Here is a 17,954-nt window from a genome sequence, read left to right on the forward strand (position 1 = left end):
CCGGCTTTCAGCCACCCCTCCAACGGGAGGGGAATGGTTGTGCCGGCATTAAAAATCAGCTCCCTGCCTTACCTGCACGTAGCTGTTACCTTCGGTAACAATATCCTGTACTGATACTACCGGGGCGGGTATGTTGCGGTTGGCTTCGGCTATTTTAAAGGCAAGTTCATCGGTATTTATTCCCGGTGTGGCTATATCGCGCGATACGATACCGCCATTGGCAAAATAATTAGGAGCAGATGCTCCGCCTGCCGGGAAAGCGTTGTTGAAAGCCATAAAGTGGCGTGCTGCATTGCGGTTCATCACCCCAATGAGTTCGCCTTGTTCGGCTTCAAACTGTGTGCCGTCTGCTCCGGTAAAGAGTGTTCCGCCTGCGCTGTGCCTTTGTCCGCCAATGTTGAACAGCGCTCCTTTTTCGGCTTTTGGGGCTTTTGCGGGTTTGGTACTGGCTATTTTTTTTACGTTTTTAATCCCGGCTACTACGGCTGCACCGGCTGCTACTGCTCCCAGTGCCGGACCTACAATAGGTATGCCCGCCATAGACTTATAAGCCGATGTTGCTGCCTGAAAAGTATCTATAGTGGCTTGGGCAATAGCCATTGCTTTACCTGCTTCGCTTTCTTTGCCTAATATAGTGGCAATGTTATTATAAGCACCTTTGGCAAGTTCAAATTTATTATTAAGTTCAGCCTTTTTTATTTCTTCTAAATTTGCTGAATGATTTTTTTGGGCTTGTTCTTTTAAAGCATTATATGCTTCGTCAGAGAGGTTTTCGGCTATTCTTCGTTCTTCCAGTTGTGCCTGTTCTTGAGCATAGCGTTCGTCTTCAATAATTCGTTGTTGTTCATACTCATTGGCTGCCGATGCCAGTTTTTGCTGGAATTCTTCTTCATGCTTTGCAACTTTTTTAGCTTTTTCCTGCTCTTCGAGGGCTGTATTATTAGCTTCTTCTGCCGCCTTGTATTCGTCTTCTAATGCTTGTTTTTGTACAAGGTATTCTAAATCTTGCTCATTAAGCTGTTGGTTTTTTGCTTTTTTTGCTTCAATAATATCGTCATTAGTTTGCAGCTCTACAGCCAGTGTTTCCAGCTTTTTGGCTTTAATGTCTTCCAGCCTTTTATTTTCTTCAGCAATTATAGCTGCTGTCAGCTCTGTTTCGGCAGTTATTTTGCTTTTGTGGTTTTCCAGATAATTAGCAAGTTCTAAGTTGGCATTGGCTATGGCAAACTCGGCTTGCTCTTTAGAGCTGTCCAGTGCTATTTGGTTTAATTTTAATGTAAGAGCAAGCTCATCGTTCTTTGTTCTTTTTGTTGCTGCAAACTCAGCATTCGCAATGGCTATTTTTTGTTGCTCTATTTTTTTAAGATAGGCTATCTCTTCTTCTGCCGTTCTCTCTTTTTGGCTTTGCGCCTGCATGTAAAGGTCAAGCTGTAATTTTAGTGTTTGGGCATATTCTTTATTGGCATCCTGTCTTTTCTTTTCGGCATCTTTGCGTTTTTTTTCAGCATCGGCAATACGCTTTTCTTCTTTTTTAGCTTCGTCATCATGTATTTTTTGCCTTGCTGCCGAGGTAGCTTCTACACCTTTTATCTCTTCATCATTTAGTCGATTTTTTTCCTTAACTAAATTTTCAAGTTCTTTTAGCTCTTCTTTAGATAGAGATTTTACTAACTGCGCTTTGTTTTCATAAGCATCGCCTTCTTCTAAAATTTTATTTATTTCTTCTTGACTGAATTTTTTCGATAAGCCGCTTTTTTCTATGATATCTTGGGCTTGTTCTTCTACCTCTGCTTTTCTGTCTTTATAATATTGTTTCTCTAATTCGGCTACTTTATCCAAGGATTCCAGCCGTTCTTCTTCGGATAAAGTTTGGTCTTCTGATTTTTTTATGAGTTCATCCGTAAGCGATTTAAAATTTTCTGCCTGTTGTCTTTTAATATCGTCTTCTTCTCCCGCAATACTGCTTTTTTCGAGAAGGGCATCGTTATAGGCCTGTATTTCTTCGGCAGTAAGGTTTTTTCTTTCCATTAAAGATTGCACTCTTGCCACATCTCCTTCCTCAATAATTTTGATGTCTTCGGCAGAGAGTCCTTTAGATTGCATGAGTTTTTGTTTCTCTACATCCAGTGTTTGGTTGGCTAAATCGGCACGCTCTTTATAGTTTTTATTTTGTATTTGTGTAGCTTTTTCTATCGCTTTAGCACGTTCTTCTTCAGAGAGGGTTTGGTCTTTCGACTTTTGTATAAGCTCGTTTATTTGTTGTTTTGCTTTCTCATTGGCAGCTCCCTGCAGGGCTGTTTTATTGGCAAGGTCTTCCTGTGCCTTTGCCAGTTTCATGGCTTCATCGGAAGTACTGCTCATAGAACCGATAAGGTCGGCAAACCCGCCTATGAGCCATGCTACCGCCTCGGCAATGAGTTGTATGGGTATCATTAAAACTTCCATTACGGGAGTTAGTGATGCCATTACTTTTTCTACGGCTTTGGTTACCGGAGTAAACTCCATAAGCTTGGCTATTATGGGTCCTAATATTTGGAGCAGTATCCCGATGGGGTTGGCAGTAATGGCTGCTCCCATGCCTTTTATACCTGCGGTCATACCGTTTAGAGAGCCTACCAGTAGGGGTTTAAGTCCTCCTACGGCTTCCATACGCTGCCCAAAGCCTTTTATTCCGCCATTAAAAATATTGATTTGGGCGAATGAATCTTTTACTTGTTTTTTGTAATCGCTGAATAGCTTAGAGGATTTGGATGTGGAATCTCCTCCTTTATTCATAAGGCTTTCATTGGTCTGTAAGGCATCGTTTAATTCATTAATACCATCGCCGGCATCTTCAGCGGCATCTTCTATGTCTTTTAAATTATCTGAGGTATTTTCCAGGCTATCAGAAAGTTCATCAATATCATCAGTAGCATCTTTGGCACTGTTGCCCAGATTTTTTATTTCTTTCGAAGCATCTTTGGCACTGTCGGCTATATCTTCAATGGATTCGGATAGGTTTTCCTGTGCTTTTATTGTTTTCTGGGTCTCCTTGGTTAAATCCTCGTGTGCTTTTTTAAGCTCTGTGCTTTCCTTTTTTACTTTTTTTATTGCCTCTTGCTGTAAGGTATATACAGCCGTTAGGGTATTAATTTGTTCTTCCAGTTTTTTAAACTCTTTCGAGGCTTCTTTTCCTGCCTCTTTTAGTTTTTCGAGTTCTTTTTTAAGGGTTTCTATTGCTGTTTTTGATTGCTCGGCGGCTTTAATAAGCCCGTTTATATCAAGGTCAAGCGATGCCAGTGTTACTTTTTCGTTAGCCATTTTTATACTACGGTTAAGGTTAAAATATTGCTTGTCAATTCTTTTCCTTTTGTTGCGCCTTTTCCTGTGAGCACTGCAAACAGGGTGTAAGTTCCGGGTGTGTCATAGGTTAAACTATATTCATAGTTAGATACCTTTTCGTTTGTAGCAGCACCAATGGCTGTTAGGGAGTAGTTATACTCTGCTTCGTTATATTGCCCTGATAACCATACGGTAATATTTTCTCCAACCGGAAAAGATATTTTTAAATCGGTTATATGTATGTATGGCGGTCTGTTTTTAATTTCTTGTATCATAAAAAATAGCTATCAGAATAAGCATTTGAAATAGGATCATATATTCTTATGTATTGCGTATCGGGATAATTTTCCAAGTTTATAAAGTAGGTAGAATAATTGCTTGTTGTTATCTCGCTATTATTCCAAACAGTGCCATTATCCGAAACTTCAAAGGTTAGTTGTGTTCCTGCCTGCGGGGTGTATAACAGATGATAATTGAGGGTATATTCATATTGAGAGCTTTGAACTGCGCTATACCATAGTATGCCAAATTCAAAACCCGATAAATCTTCCTCTCCGGCATACAACACTCTGATTAACTCAACTTTTGTAGGCTTGCCTGAAACATAGTCTTTTATTTTGTTTACTATAAAATAGTTTGATAACTGCTTGATATAGTATAGTTTTTTGAAATCGAAGTTGACTATATCAGTTTCGCTAAGCCACATTTCGGCCTCTATTATTTTTGAGGTTTGTAATAGTTTATTGAGTGGCTGATAAAAATTTTGTATTATTTCGGGAAATGATTGTCCGCCGAAATTTTCAAAATAGGCGCCTGTGCTTGTTGAGAGTTGATTTAATTGTTTTGAAATTACATTAAAATTGCCCGGAAGCCCAAGACTGTAGGGTGTTTCATAATCCGCATTAATTATGTAGAATCGGCTTTCAAGCTGCTTATAACTAATTTCTGTTTCTCCCTCGTTTTCGGTAATTTCTTTCTCCCACAGCTTATAGGTATTGGTTAACCTACTGCCAAAATAGGTAACAGGAAAACGCTCGGGGCTGTACATTTTAGATTTTATGATATCCTTTTTTTCGGGGAGGTTTATATTATTTATTGTTATATAACCATCTTTATATGCGCCCTCGCTATCGTTATATTTATATCTGAAATAGTTTTTTTGAGCATAATTTGCTAAAACATAATTTTCAGATTTTTTATTGATATACTTATCGCTCCAATCTACATACTCAGCATTTTGTATAAACTCTTCCATAGTCATAAACGTATAGGTATGGCTATAAGGGTCTTTGAAGATGGTTAACCCAAAACGCTGCACTATTTCGGTTAAAAAGTCTTTAACACTAAACTCTGCCAGCACATTGGTGAAGGATATAGTGTTTGGAACAATATAAGTAATATTGGCTGTTAATTGATTTGAAATTGTATCTTGTAAACTAAAATCAAAATCATTATTGTCATTGGGTTTTTTTGCCACTATAAAGCTGACAAATTGCCCTTCTTCTAAAAATAATATTATTTCTCCTTCAAATTCTTGACCTGAGTTAAAACTGGGCACTACATAATCATCACTAATAACATCTTTTGCCGGTATTCCGTCTGCATTTATACCTATTTTTATAGACCCTTTATAATTTAATAATGTATATAAAGTGCCTGATAACTCTATTCTATAAAACCCGGTATTTCCCACTTTTAAATGCACACCGTTTATATCTGTCATAATTTCGTAGGTTGATGGCGTGCCTTCATACTTTACATATTGAGCAATATCTTCAAAAACAAATGTGTTAGAATCGCTTTGGTATTTTAATTCTTCAGTATCGCTGGTTGCTAACCCTTTCGGGTAGCTCATGTATAAAAGTTTGAAATATAATGTTTGAAATAAAGTGCCGTTAAAAATAACCTCTTCATTTAATGTGTCTGTTAAGTACACTTGTATTTTATTCCATAAATAGGGAATCCAAACAGAAGGCACGAGGTAATCAATGTTAATTTCGCCGTTCACACTATCTGCCACATCGCCGTTGTAGTCTGCTACCAAGTAACGATAGTCTTTATAGCCTGCCGACCAGCTACTGGTCACGTTTTCGATAGTTTTTATATGATCTATTTCCGAAAGACCTAAATCTGAAAGGCTTTTGTTTTCTATGGCTTTAAAAAGATCTATAATGCCGTCATACACTACTATTTCATAGCTGTCTCCGGCATCAGAAACATTAGCCCACCCATTATATACAAAGTTTTGACCGTTATCTGATTGCAAAAAACAGTTGTTTTTTTGATAAGGAATAAAAGATGTATTTCCTGTTACGCCCGTAAAATTTAACGCTTTTACATTGTTAGCCGTTTTGGGTATTTTTATTTTATTTGTATAGTTACATTGCCTGTCGCTTAAAGAGCCTATATCATTAATTTGTTTTGTTTGCGCTATTACCGTCTTACTGTCGGTATCCAAACGCTGCCCGTTTATGTAGAGTAGTAGTGACAATTTTAAAAAGTTTATAAAGTCTTAAATTTTATAAAGTTGTAAAGTCGAAAGTTGTAAAGTCATAACGTCTAAAGAACTGTAACAGCTTTAAGACCTTTGACTTTAGACTTTATGGCTGTTTAAAGCGTTTGAGTATATCGTTCCGGCAGCTCTAAATCAAAACTAAAATTGGTAAGTGGCTGGCGCGGGTTTTTAAGTCGTGCGCTGCCCGTTTTCAGGCTAACCTCCGTCCAGTTGGTATAACTGTTTTGCGAAAAGGGTTTCCCTGTAAACAAATACACCTTGGGGCTGTCCAAAATACCTTCTACAACAGCGCGTTCATCATCATTAAGCAGCTCAGCAATAACCCTTACAGTATCCTGACTTTCTTTACCGATAGATATAACACGCCCACGAGCTTTTTCGAGGTTGCTGTAATCTCGATCTATTTCCCCAATATGTTTAGTACTCCGGTCTATGCTATAGGTGTTTTCGAACAACCAATAACTGTAACCGCCCATAGCGTTAAACCATTTTAAATATACTCCGCATTGATATGGCACTTTTTCAACTATCAGGAACTTATCATTTTCAAGCTCCTCACCCTCTCTCAATATTCTTATTTCGTTAAAGCCATCAACCATTGGTAGTACGTCCTCTATTGTTTCATCGGTTCTGCCATCAGAAAAGAAAAATCGGTTGATGTATATATCTACCTCAAAATCTGCCCACAGCATATTGGTATTGTTTTTTAGTTTCAGGTACAAGCTATCATAGTAAATACTTATATCAAAAGGATATCCCTGCCAGTACTTTATATAATGCATGTTGGTACTCCCTTCCTTAAATGGCGACAGTACATTTACGCCATATTTACTAAGCGAAACGTTGTTGCCTATTTGTTGCACACCTGCTATCCAAGCCAGGTCATAAGTGGTGCTCTCTGTGCTTTCATCCTCAAAAGTAATAGCAAATTTTACTCTTAACCCCAAATAAACCCCGTTATCAGTACCGTCAGAATATGTATATACAAAGCTTTCGGGAATGGGCGATTGTATGTTGGTTTGCACATTGTCCGAAAAATCTCGGGTATTTATTAATCCCTTTATATAAGGCATTAAATTAACCCAAAACTTTCCCGAAGGATTAGGGTACAATCGGATGTTTAAACCGGAGGTTGTTATATCGGCATAAGAAGCGTTGGGCGTTTGGCTGTAAAACTCAATAATATCGTTATTATATGCCATGCGCAATTTAGTATGATTTATAGGGCTTGTAAATTGTATCATGCTTGGTTTTGTTTTAAGAAGTTGATGATGTTGTTGCTATACTGTGTTATATAGGCTTCGCCCACGCGATTTATAACCTGTTGCATCCGCTCCGGTGTGGCTACACTTGCTATTATATTGCTGCCGGTTTGTTGGGGTTTCCAGCCCTCACGGGCTATTTTTCGGGCAATCAGGTAGGCAAGGCTGCTAAGGCTTGTTTCGTTTTCTGCCTGTGCGGCTATACCTTTTGCCTGTATCCATTGCAGTATGGCTTCGCTGGGGGGCTGTTTGCCCGGCGGGCGACCATCGGCATAGGCAGCACCCATAATGGCAGCACTACTGTTTGTTACCCGTACCTCAAGCGTGTTAGCCCAGTTGCCCGAAGCTTTTAGCCCTGAGGCTTCGTACTGCGTAATAATTTCCGCTTTCAGGGCTTCGAATTCGGCAGTGAGCAGTTCATTTACGCTACTCATAATTGTGCGGAATGCGAATTTTGTAACTGCACAAAAGCCCGTCCATATTAGCATCAAGGGCATCGGTAACATCTATATTATCCCATTGGGTAACTACTGTGCCCAGACAGGCAAGGCGGTCGCCCAGTTGGGTAAATATTTGCAGTAACGGCTCTATATTAGTAACATATTTAGAGGTTGCCTGTGTGCCTGTTTCGGCAAAATAATGTTGGTCGTAATCGGCATGCTTCACAAGGAAAAACTTTCCTTCATATTCAACAGCCGTTATTTTAGTACCGGTGCTGTTATATTCGCTTTTGCGGTTGGTAAACTCGTGCAGCAAGTAGGTTTTGCCTGCTTCTGCCGAACCATCCAGCAGGTTTAACGCTGCTTTTTTGCCGTAGTGGTATTCCAGTTCTTTTTCAACGGCAAGGTCTTCCAGTATTCGTACGATGTCTTTCATTAAAATTGTTTGAAGAAAGCTTGGGTTTTTAGTCTCAGTTCTCAGTCTCAGTTTACAGTTGCAATCATAAAGAGATTCTTCCTTCGTCAGAATGACAAATGCATTGTGTTCTGTCATGCTGAGGCACGAAGTATCAGCGGTTATCAGCCTAATCCGTGTCATCCGCGTTCCAAAATTTATATCTGAAAACTGCGCAATTAACAAATGGCTATTGCCTACTGCCTTTTGGCTGTTTTAAACTGAAAACGTATAAAGCGATTCTACCTTCGTCAGAATGACAAATGCATTGTGTTCTGTCATGCTGAGGGACGAATCATCTGCGATTATCAGCCTAATCCGTGTCATCCGCGTTCCAAAATTTATATCTGAAAACTGAAAACTGTAACTGAATACTAACTACTGTACACTCAGTTTTCTGTAGTCTGCCTCCACCTCATTTTGTAATTTGGTTTGTGCCAACAGGCTAAAAATTTCGCCATAGGGTTTGCGCCCCAAGTCAAAAGGGTATTGACCCAACAGTTTGCCCAGTTGCACGAGGGGCAGGGTATCGTTATACGGGTTTAACTTTTCGGCACCCGCCAGCTTCCAGAGGTGACCGTCGGTGCTTTGTGAGCTCATTACTTTATTCTCGGTAAGTACAACACGCTCCAGCTCTTTCAAAATAAACTTTCGGGCACTAAAATATTCTGTAACTCCGGCTTTCCAAAAATCCTTCTCCGTTACATCATAACATATAGAAAACAGTTGATACACATCTTGCCAGTCTTTTATCTTCGGCAACAGCCTCACGCAATATTTTACATTGGCATAGGGCATACTGTTGATGTTCATTTGCTTTTTGGCAAAACTGTTTTTGGGGTTAAGGTGTTCCAGCAGGGCATCATAAAGCAGGGTATCGCCTAATTGGGAATATCTTTTTAGTGTGATGTTTTTCATTTTACTGTTTTTTGATTAATAGTTTACAGTCCCGGTATTCAGTTTACAGTTATTCGTAATGATATTAATAATAGTTGTAAAGAGATTCTTCCTTCGTCAGAATGACAAACCTGTGACTGAATACTGTGACCGCCTACTGCGACTGAAAACTGTCAGGGGGCTACTCTTACACGGGCATTATAATTTTTGCGCAGGGCAAACCAGTAACGCATCATAATGCTGTCCCACTCGTCGGGGCTGCGCCCTATGAGTTCCTTTACGCGGTCTTTGGGTATAATGCCCTGTTTACCGTCTTTATCAATATCCCGCAGTTTTACCTGCTCCATTTCTTCGGTAGTGCATTGCTGTACGGCATCGTTATCGCATCGTTCGCCGGTCAGTCGTGCAGTAATCATCTCCGCCATTTTAATGCTGCACTGGCTTTTCAGGTTGTCATAATTCGGTTTTACATACGTGCCGTTCTCCTTCATTTCCAGCGGGGTACTGTTGTTTACAAAGCCTTTGCATTTCAGGAAATCGACTACACCACCGCCCACACCATCCTCGTCGGCTATGGTGTTGCTGAGTGCAATGCCAAATTTTGCCTGCAATATCCTTGCCCTGCCCACAACCTCGTCAAGCCCTGATTTGGCTATAGCCTCCCTATGGATGCACAGCCAGCCATGCCACACCCTGAATATGGTATTGTCGCGCCCTTTTCGGGCTACATCTATAGTGAGGTATTTTAAGCCTTCGGGGGTTATGTGTGCCGGGTTGAAATAGTCGGCAATAGCATCGTGGTCTATCAGCGTGGCGGGGTCATCGTCATACTCCCAGTTGCCGTAATACAGGCGTTCCCTGCTGTTTTTATCCAACCGTAATAACGATTGCAGGTAACTGGGGTGCAGGTGCGGATTATCTGTAGGCAGGCTTTGTATAAACCTCCGATAGGAGGGGAGCGTGCCTTCGCGATGGGGTTTAAAAAACTCTTTGTAAGCCCAGTTTTTCGCAGGGTTGCAACTGCCCAGCATTTTGGGTATGAGCCCGTGTTCGGACAGCTTGTAGCGGATTCGGCTTTTTACGATTTGCCAAGCGTGATATACTACTTGGTTGCACTCGTCTATAAATGCGCCTGTAATTTCGAGCGAGCCCAAACTGTCAAAATTGGGGTCGCTGGGGTAATGAAACAAGTCTTTAAGCAATATTTCGCTGCCGTTGTTCCAGCGTATTACATTTTCCTGCGCGCGGTAATGAAACTGCCTGCTGATTTGCAATAGAGTAGCAAGCTCAAAAAAGGTATTAAGGGTGGTTTCTTTCAGGTTTTTGAGTTTACTGCGCCCCATGAGCCAGCGTGTACCGGGATATTTTTGGCACATTTCCATAAGCCAAAGGCAGCCCAGCGCGCTTTTGCCACCGCCCGCAGCTCCGCCGTAAAGTACCTCTTCGGTACGGTTGTCTTTCAGGTAGTAGATGGCGTGTTCCTGTTTAACCAACAGTTTCATCCGCTTCGGGATTGCGACCGGAGCCCAAATTCAGCCAAATAAATCAAAGTAATATTCTTTAAGCAAATATTTTGTGGAAGATTATTTTACCAATGAAATTTCTACTTTAGCTTTTGAAAAAATTATATTTTTCTGTTCTTTACAAAGAGATAATTCGTAAAAATCATTGTTTTTGATACATTCATATACATTTTCTAACAGTTGAGCCTTTTTCTCGGGTGCTATATTTTCATAGCCAGCAGGTCGTGTTTTTGGATGTATAAATGTGAAATAAATAGAATCAGATGTTTGGACAATAAGTAGATATAATCTGCTTCCACCACTACCTCCAATTCTTTTTTTAATAAAGGCATTTGGAGAATTTCCATTTAATTTTGTCCCACTTGAAATATTTTCAATAGATTTCCCAAAATAGTTATTGATAATTTCTTTTGAAAGATATTTATATGAGTTGTTTTTTATTAATTTTTCAAACTCATGTTTAAATTCAGGAGTTGAAAAAATTCTCATAAAGACTGTATTAAATCATTAGCTTTTTGAAATCGATAGTCTTTGGGAAACCGAAAAAAAACATCTTCTAAATCATCGGTTATCTCTTTGATATCATCTAATGCGGATTTGAATTTTTTTATAGTATCAGGAACAATTTTTTTATAATTATTATTTAAAAAAACATATTGAAGAGTAAGGCTTCTTGATATATCTCTTGTAGTAGATATTATATCATTGATGATTTTTAAAGTTTCTTCATCTATATCATCGAAGCCAATCCAAGTTATTTTTTCAAAACGCGGATATAAATCCTCTAAAAAAACAGTTTTTGTATTTATATGGTTTTGTAATTCTAAAATTTTATCTAATAGGGCATTAATTGTTTCTTCTTTCTTTTGTTCGTAAGAGAAATTTCTAACTTCCTGAAATGTTTCGGTAATTTGTTTTTTTGCAGTAGTAGATTCCATAATTAAACAGATTTGATTATTTCCTCAATCTAAACGATTTTGTAAATGTATTATTTTAATCTAAAATACAAATCTATTACAAAGTTAAGTAATTAATTTGTAATAATGTTAAATGACTAAAGGTCATTTATTTCGGGATTGCGACCGGAGCCCAAATTAAGCAGTATGTCTTTTTGTAGTTCATCGGCTTCGTCATACTTATCGCTCCACTGCTGGGGGTTGCGATTTTTGAGCCAAAATTGCTGACTGCGGAAGTCGGCAGGGATGTGTTTTTCTACTTCAACCACCTCTATACGCTCTTTTTCTACGCGCTTGCCGTTATCGTCATAATAGACCTCTTTGCATTTTATAGCCTGCTTGGTGGTTATAACCCGGTCGATGGCGGCATTATATAACGATAGTGCAACCTCCATATCGGCGGCTTTTTTGCCTTTTATGATTTGGGTGTTAAACGCTTCGTGGGTTTTTTTCCAACGCGCTAAGGTATCGAGCGACACGCCGAAAAAGGTTTCGAGTTCTTTGTCGGTTGCGCCCAGCAGGCACAGTTTGTATGCCTGATGCGGGTATTCTTTTTTATAACGGGGTTTGCGTATTTTGGTTGAAGCTACAGTAGGTTGTGCTTCTTTCATTTAGTTGGGGTTTGGGAGAAATATTTTTACAATATAGGTTCGTTTTCCTTTAAATAATAGTATAAAATTTCTCCAAGTGGAGTTATTGAGTATCCATCACTACCTTTAGCAATTAAAGAACGATTTATTAGTTCATCTTCAAATAAATCGAATGTTTCATATCGTTTATATTTACTAATATTCTTGTAAATATAAAAGTCGCAAAAATCAATAAATCCTTTTTTTTCATTTTCAGAAAAGCCTTGCAATATTTGTTTTGAAAGAAGTTCAATGGTTTTTTTATGGTCGTCGCTTAATGTGCTTAGATTTCTAATTAAAGTATTATCTATTTCTTTGTTTTCTTTGTATCCTTCAATTATTTTCTCGTACGTTTCAGCTTGGCTTTTATGTTGATCATTTAAAGTGTTTATCTGCTTTTTATGTTGGTCATTTTGAATTTTTAAATCAAGTTCTAAATTGGCTATCCTGTTATTTAGCGTGCTAATCTCTTTATATCCATTTTTTGCTTGTTCAAGCTCAAATTGTTTTTTTGCAAATTCTATGTTATTATCTAAATCAGATATTGTTAACTCTGCTTTGTGCATTTTTCTTACTTTAATTGCTCTTTTAGTAAAAAACTCTAAATAGACCATGATGTAAGGAACAAGAGTTATATAGAATAAGGCAATCATTAAAGGAACTAATAACGCCCAAGTAGTGCAATAGTTTTTATCGATATGTTTAATTTTATCCTCGATAGAAGAATCAGAGAAAAGCAGAATAAGTAGAGGACGCCAGTTCCAAAGCAGAAAAGCTAAGGCAAACGAACCTGTAATAGGGGTTTTAATCCTGTCGCGGGAAGTTTCTAAGATATCTTTAATTAAGTCTTTCATAGACATCTATTTCTGTTTCCCCTTAAAAATATCGTTGAGTACAATTATCATTAAACCCAGTACGTTAACGGTGGTAGTGCTTAGCAGTGTAACCATAACGGTATCCGAAAGTTCCAGTAGGGGCATTCCCGTAGCTACAAGTATTAAAATAACTGCTGTAAGCCATATACCTATTAGTGTGGTAGCCCATTTTACAAGGTTTTTGCGGTGGCGGGAATCGTCGTTATAACGTTGCAGTTCGGCTTCTTTTTGTCTTTCTTCAAACGTAATTTCCTGCTCTTCGGCTTTAATTTCGTCTTCGGGCTTTATTTCTATTTCGGACTCATCCTCAGAAGAAATTTTCCGCAGTTTTTTAAGCTCTTTAAAATCGAAATTGGGTTTGTCGCTCATAACAAGTTATACTACATTGGTTTTTGTTATGATGCACGGTCTAACATTTCGTGCATTTTTGCCTCGTAGTATTTTTGTACTAAATCCTTTGGGAGTGTAAGGTTGTGTCCTTTTGGGTATATTTCTGACCAAGGGGTGCCTTTGGTGTGCGTAATGGCACTTAATTCTTTACCGGAGTATTGCCCGTATTTATCCCAAATAAAATCAAGGAATTCGGAATCTTCATCAGAGATAACGTCGTTAACGGCACTTTTAAGGAAAACAGGTTCTTTAACTTTGTTACCGCCATATTGTTTCAGGTTATGGTACAGCGTGGGCAGTACAGGACCTAAATCCCATGCCTGCGGTTCTTCGCTTACCAGTTGTTTCCCGTTACTTAATGCCAAGTACCACCCATAGGCAATGTAAGTTAACTTTATTAACTTCATCGGGGTTAGCTGATCATCGGCAGCATACTTTTTTATAAAGTAGTTTGCTATGGTAACAGGGTTATACATAGGGCTTTGCATTTAACAGGTTGTTTTAGTTGGTATTACAAAAGTAATAAATTTTTATTTAAATATGCGATTAATAAATTATACTTTTATTGAAAGAAAAACTAAAAACAGAACTATCAAATTCATTTGATAGTTCTGTTTTTTATACTAAGAATGTTTTTTCAATGGTTTTAATTGTTATGAACATTTTTCCAGATCCCGGTAATAATATAAATCCATAGCTTTCGTAGAATTTAATAGCTTCGCTATCAATTGGATCTACTATTACAGCGATTATTCCTAAAGTTTTTGATAATTCAATACATTGGTTTAGGGCATCTATTAAAAGTAGTTTTCCTAAACCTTTTCCTTGATGCTTTGCATCAACAGCTAATCTGCCCAGTAATACTGTAGGCAGGTTTACATAAGTAGGTGGGAGTTTCTTTGTTAATGATGGTGGTAGGGTGCTCCTGTCTATAGAGTTGCTGGAAAGCGTATAGTATCCCGTGACCTCTTTATTATCACCTTCACAAAACACATAGCATGCGGATAAATCTTTTTTTATATCCTGACTAGCCTGTTTTCTGATGTAATTATCCAGTAATTCTTTACCACAATAAAAATCACTTTTATTATGACTTTTATTTAATACTTCCGTTATTTTTTTCATCACTCAAAATAAATTTTTGATAATTTAATTGAGCTTGTTTAAGTTTCTCGTTGGGTTCTGATGGATTTAAAATTGCGTCTAAAAAGATTTTTTTGTCTTCTAATGTTTTTAACACTAGGCTATTTTCTTTAATGATTTGATTAGCCTCTCTATTAACACAAAATACAATAAATTCGGACAGATTTTTAAAACCACGTAACTCAGAAGCATACTTAATAAGCTCTTTCTGTTCTTTGCTAATACGAACATCAATTCTGTCATTAATGAATGTTGCCATGATTTTTAATTTTAAAATATTAATAATATTAAAGTTTTTGTCTTATTTGTTATGACTTATACTTTGATTTGAAAAACTGATAAATAGTTTTTGTCTTATTTGTTATGACTTATACTTTGATTTGAAAATTGATAAATAGTTTTTGTCTTATTTGTTATGAACTTATACTTTGATTTGAAAATTGATAAATAGTTTTTGTCTTATTTGTTATGACTTATACTTTGATTTGAAAATTGATAAATAGCTTTTGTCTTATTATTTTGACACAATAACTTGAAAACTTATAGTAAGCATTTATCATTAGACTGAACTGAGAAAAGATGTCAAAGAGCGTATTAGCAACCGCTAATGTACGGTAAAAAAGCGTACAAATAAAATAAATTATAAAAAATATTTTTTAAAACCGTTTCCGAAACCATTTTATTATTTTGATAATCAGTCGGTACGTCAAAGAACTGTAAATGATATTTTGCCGTTAGCTCCTGCTGCTTTTGCCCTGCCATATCCGGCGCAGGTTTTGCGAGTAGTTGAACTCGTCAATACTGCTAAAGTCGGCATGCGTGCGGTGGCTTTCCTCTTCGGCAACTTGGCAACGCTCTTCAAAATAATCCCGAAAAAACGAAAGTACTTTGGCTATGGTAAGGCTTTCGTAAAACTCGCCGTATTGCCCGGATATGATTTTCTTGAACAAATACGTCAGGTCGCTCATTTTCAGGCTGTAGTAAGTGTTGTTTACCTCCTGCGCGCATAGCTCTATCTGCTCTTCCGTCATGGGTTTGTTCAGGTTCAGTATATCGTTCAGGTACACCAGCCAGCCCATTACGAGGGCATTGGCAAACGCGGGGTTTTTATCGCGCTGAATGCTGCCCAGTGTAGGGGCAGGGGCATTCATGGCCTGTGCCACCGTGCTTAACTTGCCCGAATGCCGCATGCAGTTAACGGGACTGTAAACCTTCAGCAATTTTTCGTTTGAAATCGTTGCTATACTGTGTTTTGCCTTTTCGGGAAGGTGCTCTTGACTGCTCATTGGTTTTTAATTCAAAAAATCCTTTCCAGCCCTTGCTCATGCTTTGGTGCATTATGGCTATGGCATCGGCTTCGCTGCCGCCCGATAGTGTGCCGAGTTCTGACAGGGCTGCCTGCTCGCTTTGCGGGCTGCGGTAGTAAAAATTATGCTCGGTAGCGCGGTAGTTTTTCCATGCCTGCCATTGTTGCGCAAAGGCTTCGGTAGCGTAGGGGTGGGCTACTGTTTTTTCTCCCGTACCCTCTTTTTCATATTCATTGTTATTTTCCTTTTCATATTCACTTTCATTTTCTAAAGGCTTTTTTTGGGTTAAGGGTGGGTTGATGGCAGTATCGTTAGTAATACTGGTATCTTTTTTAGGACGACCGCCTTTTTTACCGTTTTCGGACTGTTTTTGTTTAAACCGCGCTCTTTTTTCGCGTTCCAGTTCCAGCCGTTGGTTATAAAACACGCCGTTTTTTTCGATAAACTTATCGCGGATGGATTGCCACACGTTTTCCCAGCCTGTGCCTATAATAATGCCTACCCTTTGTTTGGGTATGCCAAGGTTTACCCACTGGTAAGCCAGGAGCTTTATATAAGCTCCTGTTTCTTCGCACGTCATGTGCAGTGTTCCTACCAGGAAGTCCTGAGCATAGAATGGAAATGCGGGATCTTTCATTATACACGTACCAGGTTGTCGATTATAACATTGTTGTATGTGCCTTTTGAGCCTGATATATGGAACTCTATTTCGGCAACATCGCCGGGAAAAAGGTCGTTTAACAGCTCTATTTTTGTGCCGAGCGCACTGGGATAAATAATTCTGCCTGTTTCCTGCTCAAAGTGCAGTTGTTGTACTGCTGTTCCTAATTTTGTGGTTTTTACTTCGCCCACTGCGGTAATGATACCTTTGGTTTTAAATTGCATAATGGTTATAGTTTAATAATTGAAAAATTGGAATTTTGTTTAAAGTTATTAGCCAAAAGGTAATAGCCATTGGTCATGAGGCAATAGCCAAAAGAGAATAGTGTATATTGTTTTTGACTTTACGACCTTCGTCTTTATGACTTTCGACTTTATGACTGTGTATCTTTTATTCTCACATTCTGAAAACAAAGCCTGTTGGCTATCTGGTTAAAGTCGAGTGTGCCGGCATTGCTTTTCGTCAGTTTGTTATACACTACTGCGGGGGCAAGGTTGGCAAGCGCATGAAAAAAATCGGATGCATTGCTGTTGTCTTCCAGTTCTTTAATGTCAATGCGGTTTTTACAATCTTCTTCAAAAAGCGGTTGTAACTGCTCCAGTATTTTTACGGTATATTCCTGTTGTTTCGATTCCATCTTTTTATGTGTTGTGGGTTTTTTACTTATTGCTCGCTGCCTGTTGCGGTTACTTCCTGCGCCACGAGGTTGTTATACTGTATGCCGCTGTTTTTAGATATTTTGCCTTCCAGTGTTACGGTTACTTCTATCTCGTCGTTTTCCTTAAAGGTGTCAAGGTCTGCCATACGCCTGCCGCGAAATTCTACAAAGGCTTTTTGCCTGAATCCGGGTGCTATGGTTACTACTTTTTTTTCGTGTCCGGCGGTGTTGCGGTACTCAATGCTCTCAATGTTTCCTGAAATTTTCATGATGAAATGGTTTAATAATTAAAAAATAGGTTGAATGCTTGAACTATGGATAACTATGCGGGCTGAGTGCCTAACGGTGCTGTAGTAATGATGTGACAGCTAACTTTTCCTGATATACTTGTAACTTTAACGCATTGAGCGTTTCTATTTTTTGATGTAAAAGGCTGTTTAGCAACTCTTGCAGTGCCTGGAGGTCTTTTTCACGTTGTGCCTCGCGGTTAAAGATGTTGTAAAACGGAAGATGCTTTACAGCCTTTATTTCTTTTTCACAGTCGGTAATACGGCTGTTGATTTCTTGCAGCTTACTGTAAATTTTTTTCATAATAGCTCTTTTTTAGTGGGATGGGCGACGGTTTATTCGGTTATGGTAAACCTTTTGTCTTTGTTAAAGAGTAATATTGCATTTATTTCTTCATTTGTGGGTTGGTAACTTGTTGTTTTTTCCGATTCCAAAGCCAAATGTTCCACAATTTCATCAGCTTGGTACAGTTCTGTGTACAGTTTGTGTAAGAGAGCCTTTACTTCTTGTTTTTTTTTCTCTGTATTTGTGGTATTTTCCACATCGTTTGTAGCGCTGTATTTAGTAAGGGAACGCGTACACGACCATTTTATTTTCTCTAATACACATATTTTCTCTTTCAAATGTTGTTTTTT

Annotated in this window: 23 protein-coding genes; all 23 read right to left on the reverse strand. The window is 38.4% G+C overall.

Going from position 1 to position 17,954, the window contains the following annotated elements:
- Nucleotides 1–48: 48 nt before the first annotated feature.
- Nucleotides 49–3,300 carry a hypothetical protein gene (locus E0W68_RS09535; RefSeq protein WP_135219201.1) on the reverse strand — a complete coding sequence of 1,084 codons (3,252 nt, stop codon included), beginning with the start codon at nt 3,298–3,300 and terminating at the stop codon, nt 49–51.
- A gap of 2 nt (nt 3,301–3,302) precedes the next feature.
- Nucleotides 3,303–3,596 carry a hypothetical protein gene (locus tag E0W68_RS09540; RefSeq protein WP_135219202.1) on the reverse strand — a complete coding sequence of 98 codons (294 nt, stop codon included), beginning with the start codon at nt 3,594–3,596 and terminating at the stop codon, nt 3,303–3,305.
- Entirely contained in the window at nt 3,593–5,812 is a 2,220-nt protein-coding gene (locus E0W68_RS09545) for a hypothetical protein (RefSeq protein ID WP_135219203.1), read from the reverse strand. The genes E0W68_RS09540 and E0W68_RS09545 overlap by 4 nt, the downstream gene beginning before the upstream one ends.
- A gap of 119 nt (nt 5,813–5,931) precedes the next feature.
- Nucleotides 5,932–7,080 (reverse strand): hypothetical protein, encoded by a 1,149-nt coding sequence (locus E0W68_RS09550; protein ID WP_135219204.1) that lies wholly within the window; start codon nt 7,078–7,080, stop codon nt 5,932–5,934.
- Complete coding sequence (locus tag E0W68_RS09555) at nt 7,077–7,532, reverse strand: hypothetical protein (RefSeq protein WP_135219205.1); 456 nt, start codon at nt 7,530–7,532, stop codon at nt 7,077–7,079. Before E0W68_RS09555 ends, E0W68_RS09550 begins: the two co-directional genes overlap by 4 nt.
- A complete protein-coding gene (locus E0W68_RS09560) occupies nt 7,525–7,974 on the reverse strand; it encodes a hypothetical protein (RefSeq protein WP_135219206.1) in 450 nt (149 codons plus the stop codon). The genes E0W68_RS09555 and E0W68_RS09560 overlap by 8 nt, the downstream gene beginning before the upstream one ends.
- Nucleotides 7,975–8,370: 396 nt before the next feature.
- Nucleotides 8,371–8,910, reverse strand: a complete 540-nt coding sequence (locus E0W68_RS09565) for a hypothetical protein (protein ID WP_135219207.1) — start codon at nt 8,908–8,910, stop codon at nt 8,371–8,373.
- Nucleotides 8,911–9,062: 152 nt separating this feature from the next.
- Nucleotides 9,063–10,391, reverse strand: coding sequence for a phage terminase large subunit (locus tag E0W68_RS09570; RefSeq protein ID WP_135219208.1), 1,329 nt, complete (start codon nt 10,389–10,391; stop codon nt 9,063–9,065).
- A gap of 81 nt (nt 10,392–10,472) precedes the next feature.
- Entirely contained in the window at nt 10,473–10,901 is a 429-nt protein-coding gene (locus E0W68_RS09575; RefSeq protein WP_135219209.1) for a hypothetical protein, read from the reverse strand.
- Nucleotides 10,898–11,350 (reverse strand): hypothetical protein, encoded by a 453-nt coding sequence (locus E0W68_RS09580; RefSeq protein WP_135219210.1) that lies wholly within the window; start codon nt 11,348–11,350, stop codon nt 10,898–10,900. The genes E0W68_RS09575 and E0W68_RS09580 overlap by 4 nt, the downstream gene beginning before the upstream one ends.
- Nucleotides 11,351–11,466: 116 nt before the next feature.
- Nucleotides 11,467–11,979 (reverse strand): hypothetical protein, encoded by a 513-nt coding sequence (locus E0W68_RS09585; RefSeq protein WP_135219211.1) that lies wholly within the window; start codon nt 11,977–11,979, stop codon nt 11,467–11,469.
- Nucleotides 11,980–12,005: 26 nt separating this feature from the next.
- Nucleotides 12,006–12,851 (reverse strand): hypothetical protein, encoded by an 846-nt coding sequence (locus E0W68_RS09590; protein ID WP_135219212.1) that lies wholly within the window; start codon nt 12,849–12,851, stop codon nt 12,006–12,008.
- 6 nt (nt 12,852–12,857) lie between these two features.
- On the reverse strand, nt 12,858–13,241 hold the full coding sequence (locus E0W68_RS09595; RefSeq protein ID WP_135219213.1) for an MgtC/SapB family protein: 384 nt from the start codon (nt 13,239–13,241) through the stop codon (nt 12,858–12,860).
- 26 nt (nt 13,242–13,267) lie between these two features.
- Complete coding sequence (locus E0W68_RS09600; RefSeq protein WP_225990361.1) at nt 13,268–13,750, reverse strand: Panacea domain-containing protein; 483 nt, start codon at nt 13,748–13,750, stop codon at nt 13,268–13,270.
- A gap of 130 nt (nt 13,751–13,880) precedes the next feature.
- The gene (locus tag E0W68_RS09605) at nt 13,881–14,387 is read right to left on the reverse strand and encodes a GNAT family N-acetyltransferase (RefSeq protein ID WP_135219214.1); all 507 of its coding nucleotides are present in this window, start codon (nt 14,385–14,387) and stop codon (nt 13,881–13,883) included.
- The gene (locus tag E0W68_RS09610) at nt 14,359–14,664 is read right to left on the reverse strand and encodes a type II toxin-antitoxin system TacA family antitoxin (protein ID WP_135219215.1); all 306 of its coding nucleotides are present in this window, start codon (nt 14,662–14,664) and stop codon (nt 14,359–14,361) included. Before E0W68_RS09610 ends, E0W68_RS09605 begins: the two co-directional genes overlap by 29 nt.
- Before the next feature lie 475 nt (nt 14,665–15,139).
- Nucleotides 15,140–15,625, reverse strand: a complete 486-nt coding sequence (locus tag E0W68_RS09615; RefSeq protein WP_235831830.1) for a hypothetical protein — start codon at nt 15,623–15,625, stop codon at nt 15,140–15,142.
- Nucleotides 15,600–16,349, reverse strand: a complete 750-nt coding sequence (locus tag E0W68_RS09620) for a DUF1376 domain-containing protein (RefSeq protein ID WP_135219216.1) — start codon at nt 16,347–16,349, stop codon at nt 15,600–15,602. The genes E0W68_RS09615 and E0W68_RS09620 overlap by 26 nt, the downstream gene beginning before the upstream one ends.
- Complete coding sequence (locus E0W68_RS09625; protein ID WP_135219217.1) at nt 16,349–16,597, reverse strand: hypothetical protein; 249 nt, start codon at nt 16,595–16,597, stop codon at nt 16,349–16,351. The genes E0W68_RS09620 and E0W68_RS09625 overlap by 1 nt, the downstream gene beginning before the upstream one ends.
- A 149-nt stretch (nt 16,598–16,746) precedes the next feature.
- A complete protein-coding gene (locus E0W68_RS09630) occupies nt 16,747–17,010 on the reverse strand; it encodes a hypothetical protein (protein ID WP_135219218.1) in 264 nt (87 codons plus the stop codon).
- Between the two features lie 26 nt (nt 17,011–17,036).
- Nucleotides 17,037–17,300 (reverse strand): DUF3127 domain-containing protein, encoded by a 264-nt coding sequence (locus E0W68_RS09635; protein ID WP_135219219.1) that lies wholly within the window; start codon nt 17,298–17,300, stop codon nt 17,037–17,039.
- Nucleotides 17,301–17,370: 70 nt separating this feature from the next.
- Nucleotides 17,371–17,622: a hypothetical protein gene (locus tag E0W68_RS09640; protein WP_135219220.1), complete on the reverse strand. Its 252-nt coding sequence runs from the start codon at nt 17,620–17,622 to the stop codon at nt 17,371–17,373.
- A 32-nt stretch (nt 17,623–17,654) separates the two neighbouring features.
- The gene (locus E0W68_RS09645) at nt 17,655–17,942 is read right to left on the reverse strand and encodes a hypothetical protein (RefSeq protein WP_135219221.1); all 288 of its coding nucleotides are present in this window, start codon (nt 17,940–17,942) and stop codon (nt 17,655–17,657) included.
- Between the last annotated feature and the right edge of the window lie 12 nt (nt 17,943–17,954).

It is taken from the genome of Flavobacterium salilacus subsp. salilacus (assembly GCF_004634195.1).
Lineage (GTDB): Bacteria > Bacteroidota > Bacteroidia > Flavobacteriales > Flavobacteriaceae > Flavobacterium > Flavobacterium salilacus.

Bases quoted from the DNA above. Each gene is read 5' to 3' on its own strand.
- E0W68_RS09555 (WP_135219205.1), bottom strand. From the start codon at position 7,532: ATGAGTAGCGTAAATGAACTGCTCACTGCCGAATTCGAAGCCCTGAAA.
- E0W68_RS09635 (WP_135219219.1), bottom strand. From the start codon at position 17,300: ATGAAAATTTCAGGAAACATTGAGAGCATTGAGTACCGCAACACCGCC.
- E0W68_RS09570 (WP_135219208.1), bottom strand. From the start codon at position 10,391: ATGAAACTGTTGGTTAAACAGGAACACGCCATCTACTACCTGAAAGAC.
- E0W68_RS09550 (WP_135219204.1), bottom strand. From the start codon at position 7,080: ATGATACAATTTACAAGCCCTATAAATCATACTAAATTGCGCATGGCA.
- E0W68_RS09565 (WP_135219207.1), bottom strand. From the start codon at position 8,910: ATGAAAAACATCACACTAAAAAGATATTCCCAATTAGGCGATACCCTG.
- E0W68_RS09535 (WP_135219201.1), bottom strand. From the start codon at position 3,300: ATGGCTAACGAAAAAGTAACACTGGCATCGCTTGACCTTGATATAAAC.
- E0W68_RS09630 (WP_135219218.1), bottom strand. From the start codon at position 17,010: ATGGAATCGAAACAACAGGAATATACCGTAAAAATACTGGAGCAGTTA.
- E0W68_RS09590 (WP_135219212.1), bottom strand. From the start codon at position 12,851: ATGAAAGACTTAATTAAAGATATCTTAGAAACTTCCCGCGACAGGATT.
- E0W68_RS09595 (WP_135219213.1), bottom strand. From the start codon at position 13,241: ATGAGCGACAAACCCAATTTCGATTTTAAAGAGCTTAAAAAACTGCGG.
- E0W68_RS09560 (WP_135219206.1), bottom strand. From the start codon at position 7,974: ATGAAAGACATCGTACGAATACTGGAAGACCTTGCCGTTGAAAAAGAA.
- E0W68_RS09540 (WP_135219202.1), bottom strand. From the start codon at position 3,596: ATGATACAAGAAATTAAAAACAGACCGCCATACATACATATAACCGAT.
- E0W68_RS09575 (WP_135219209.1), bottom strand. From the start codon at position 10,901: ATGAGAATTTTTTCAACTCCTGAATTTAAACATGAGTTTGAAAAATTA.
- E0W68_RS09640 (WP_135219220.1), bottom strand. From the start codon at position 17,622: ATGAAAAAAATTTACAGTAAGCTGCAAGAAATCAACAGCCGTATTACC.
- E0W68_RS09600 (WP_225990361.1), bottom strand. From the start codon at position 13,750: ATGCAAAGCCCTATGTATAACCCTGTTACCATAGCAAACTACTTTATA.
- E0W68_RS09605 (WP_135219214.1), bottom strand. From the start codon at position 14,387: ATGAAAAAAATAACGGAAGTATTAAATAAAAGTCATAATAAAAGTGAT.
- E0W68_RS09610 (WP_135219215.1), bottom strand. From the start codon at position 14,664: ATGGCAACATTCATTAATGACAGAATTGATGTTCGTATTAGCAAAGAA.
- E0W68_RS09585 (WP_135219211.1), bottom strand. From the start codon at position 11,979: ATGAAAGAAGCACAACCTACTGTAGCTTCAACCAAAATACGCAAACCC.
- E0W68_RS09620 (WP_135219216.1), bottom strand. From the start codon at position 16,349: ATGAAAGATCCCGCATTTCCATTCTATGCTCAGGACTTCCTGGTAGGA.
- E0W68_RS09580 (WP_135219210.1), bottom strand. From the start codon at position 11,350: ATGGAATCTACTACTGCAAAAAAACAAATTACCGAAACATTTCAGGAA.
- E0W68_RS09625 (WP_135219217.1), bottom strand. From the start codon at position 16,597: ATGCAATTTAAAACCAAAGGTATCATTACCGCAGTGGGCGAAGTAAAA.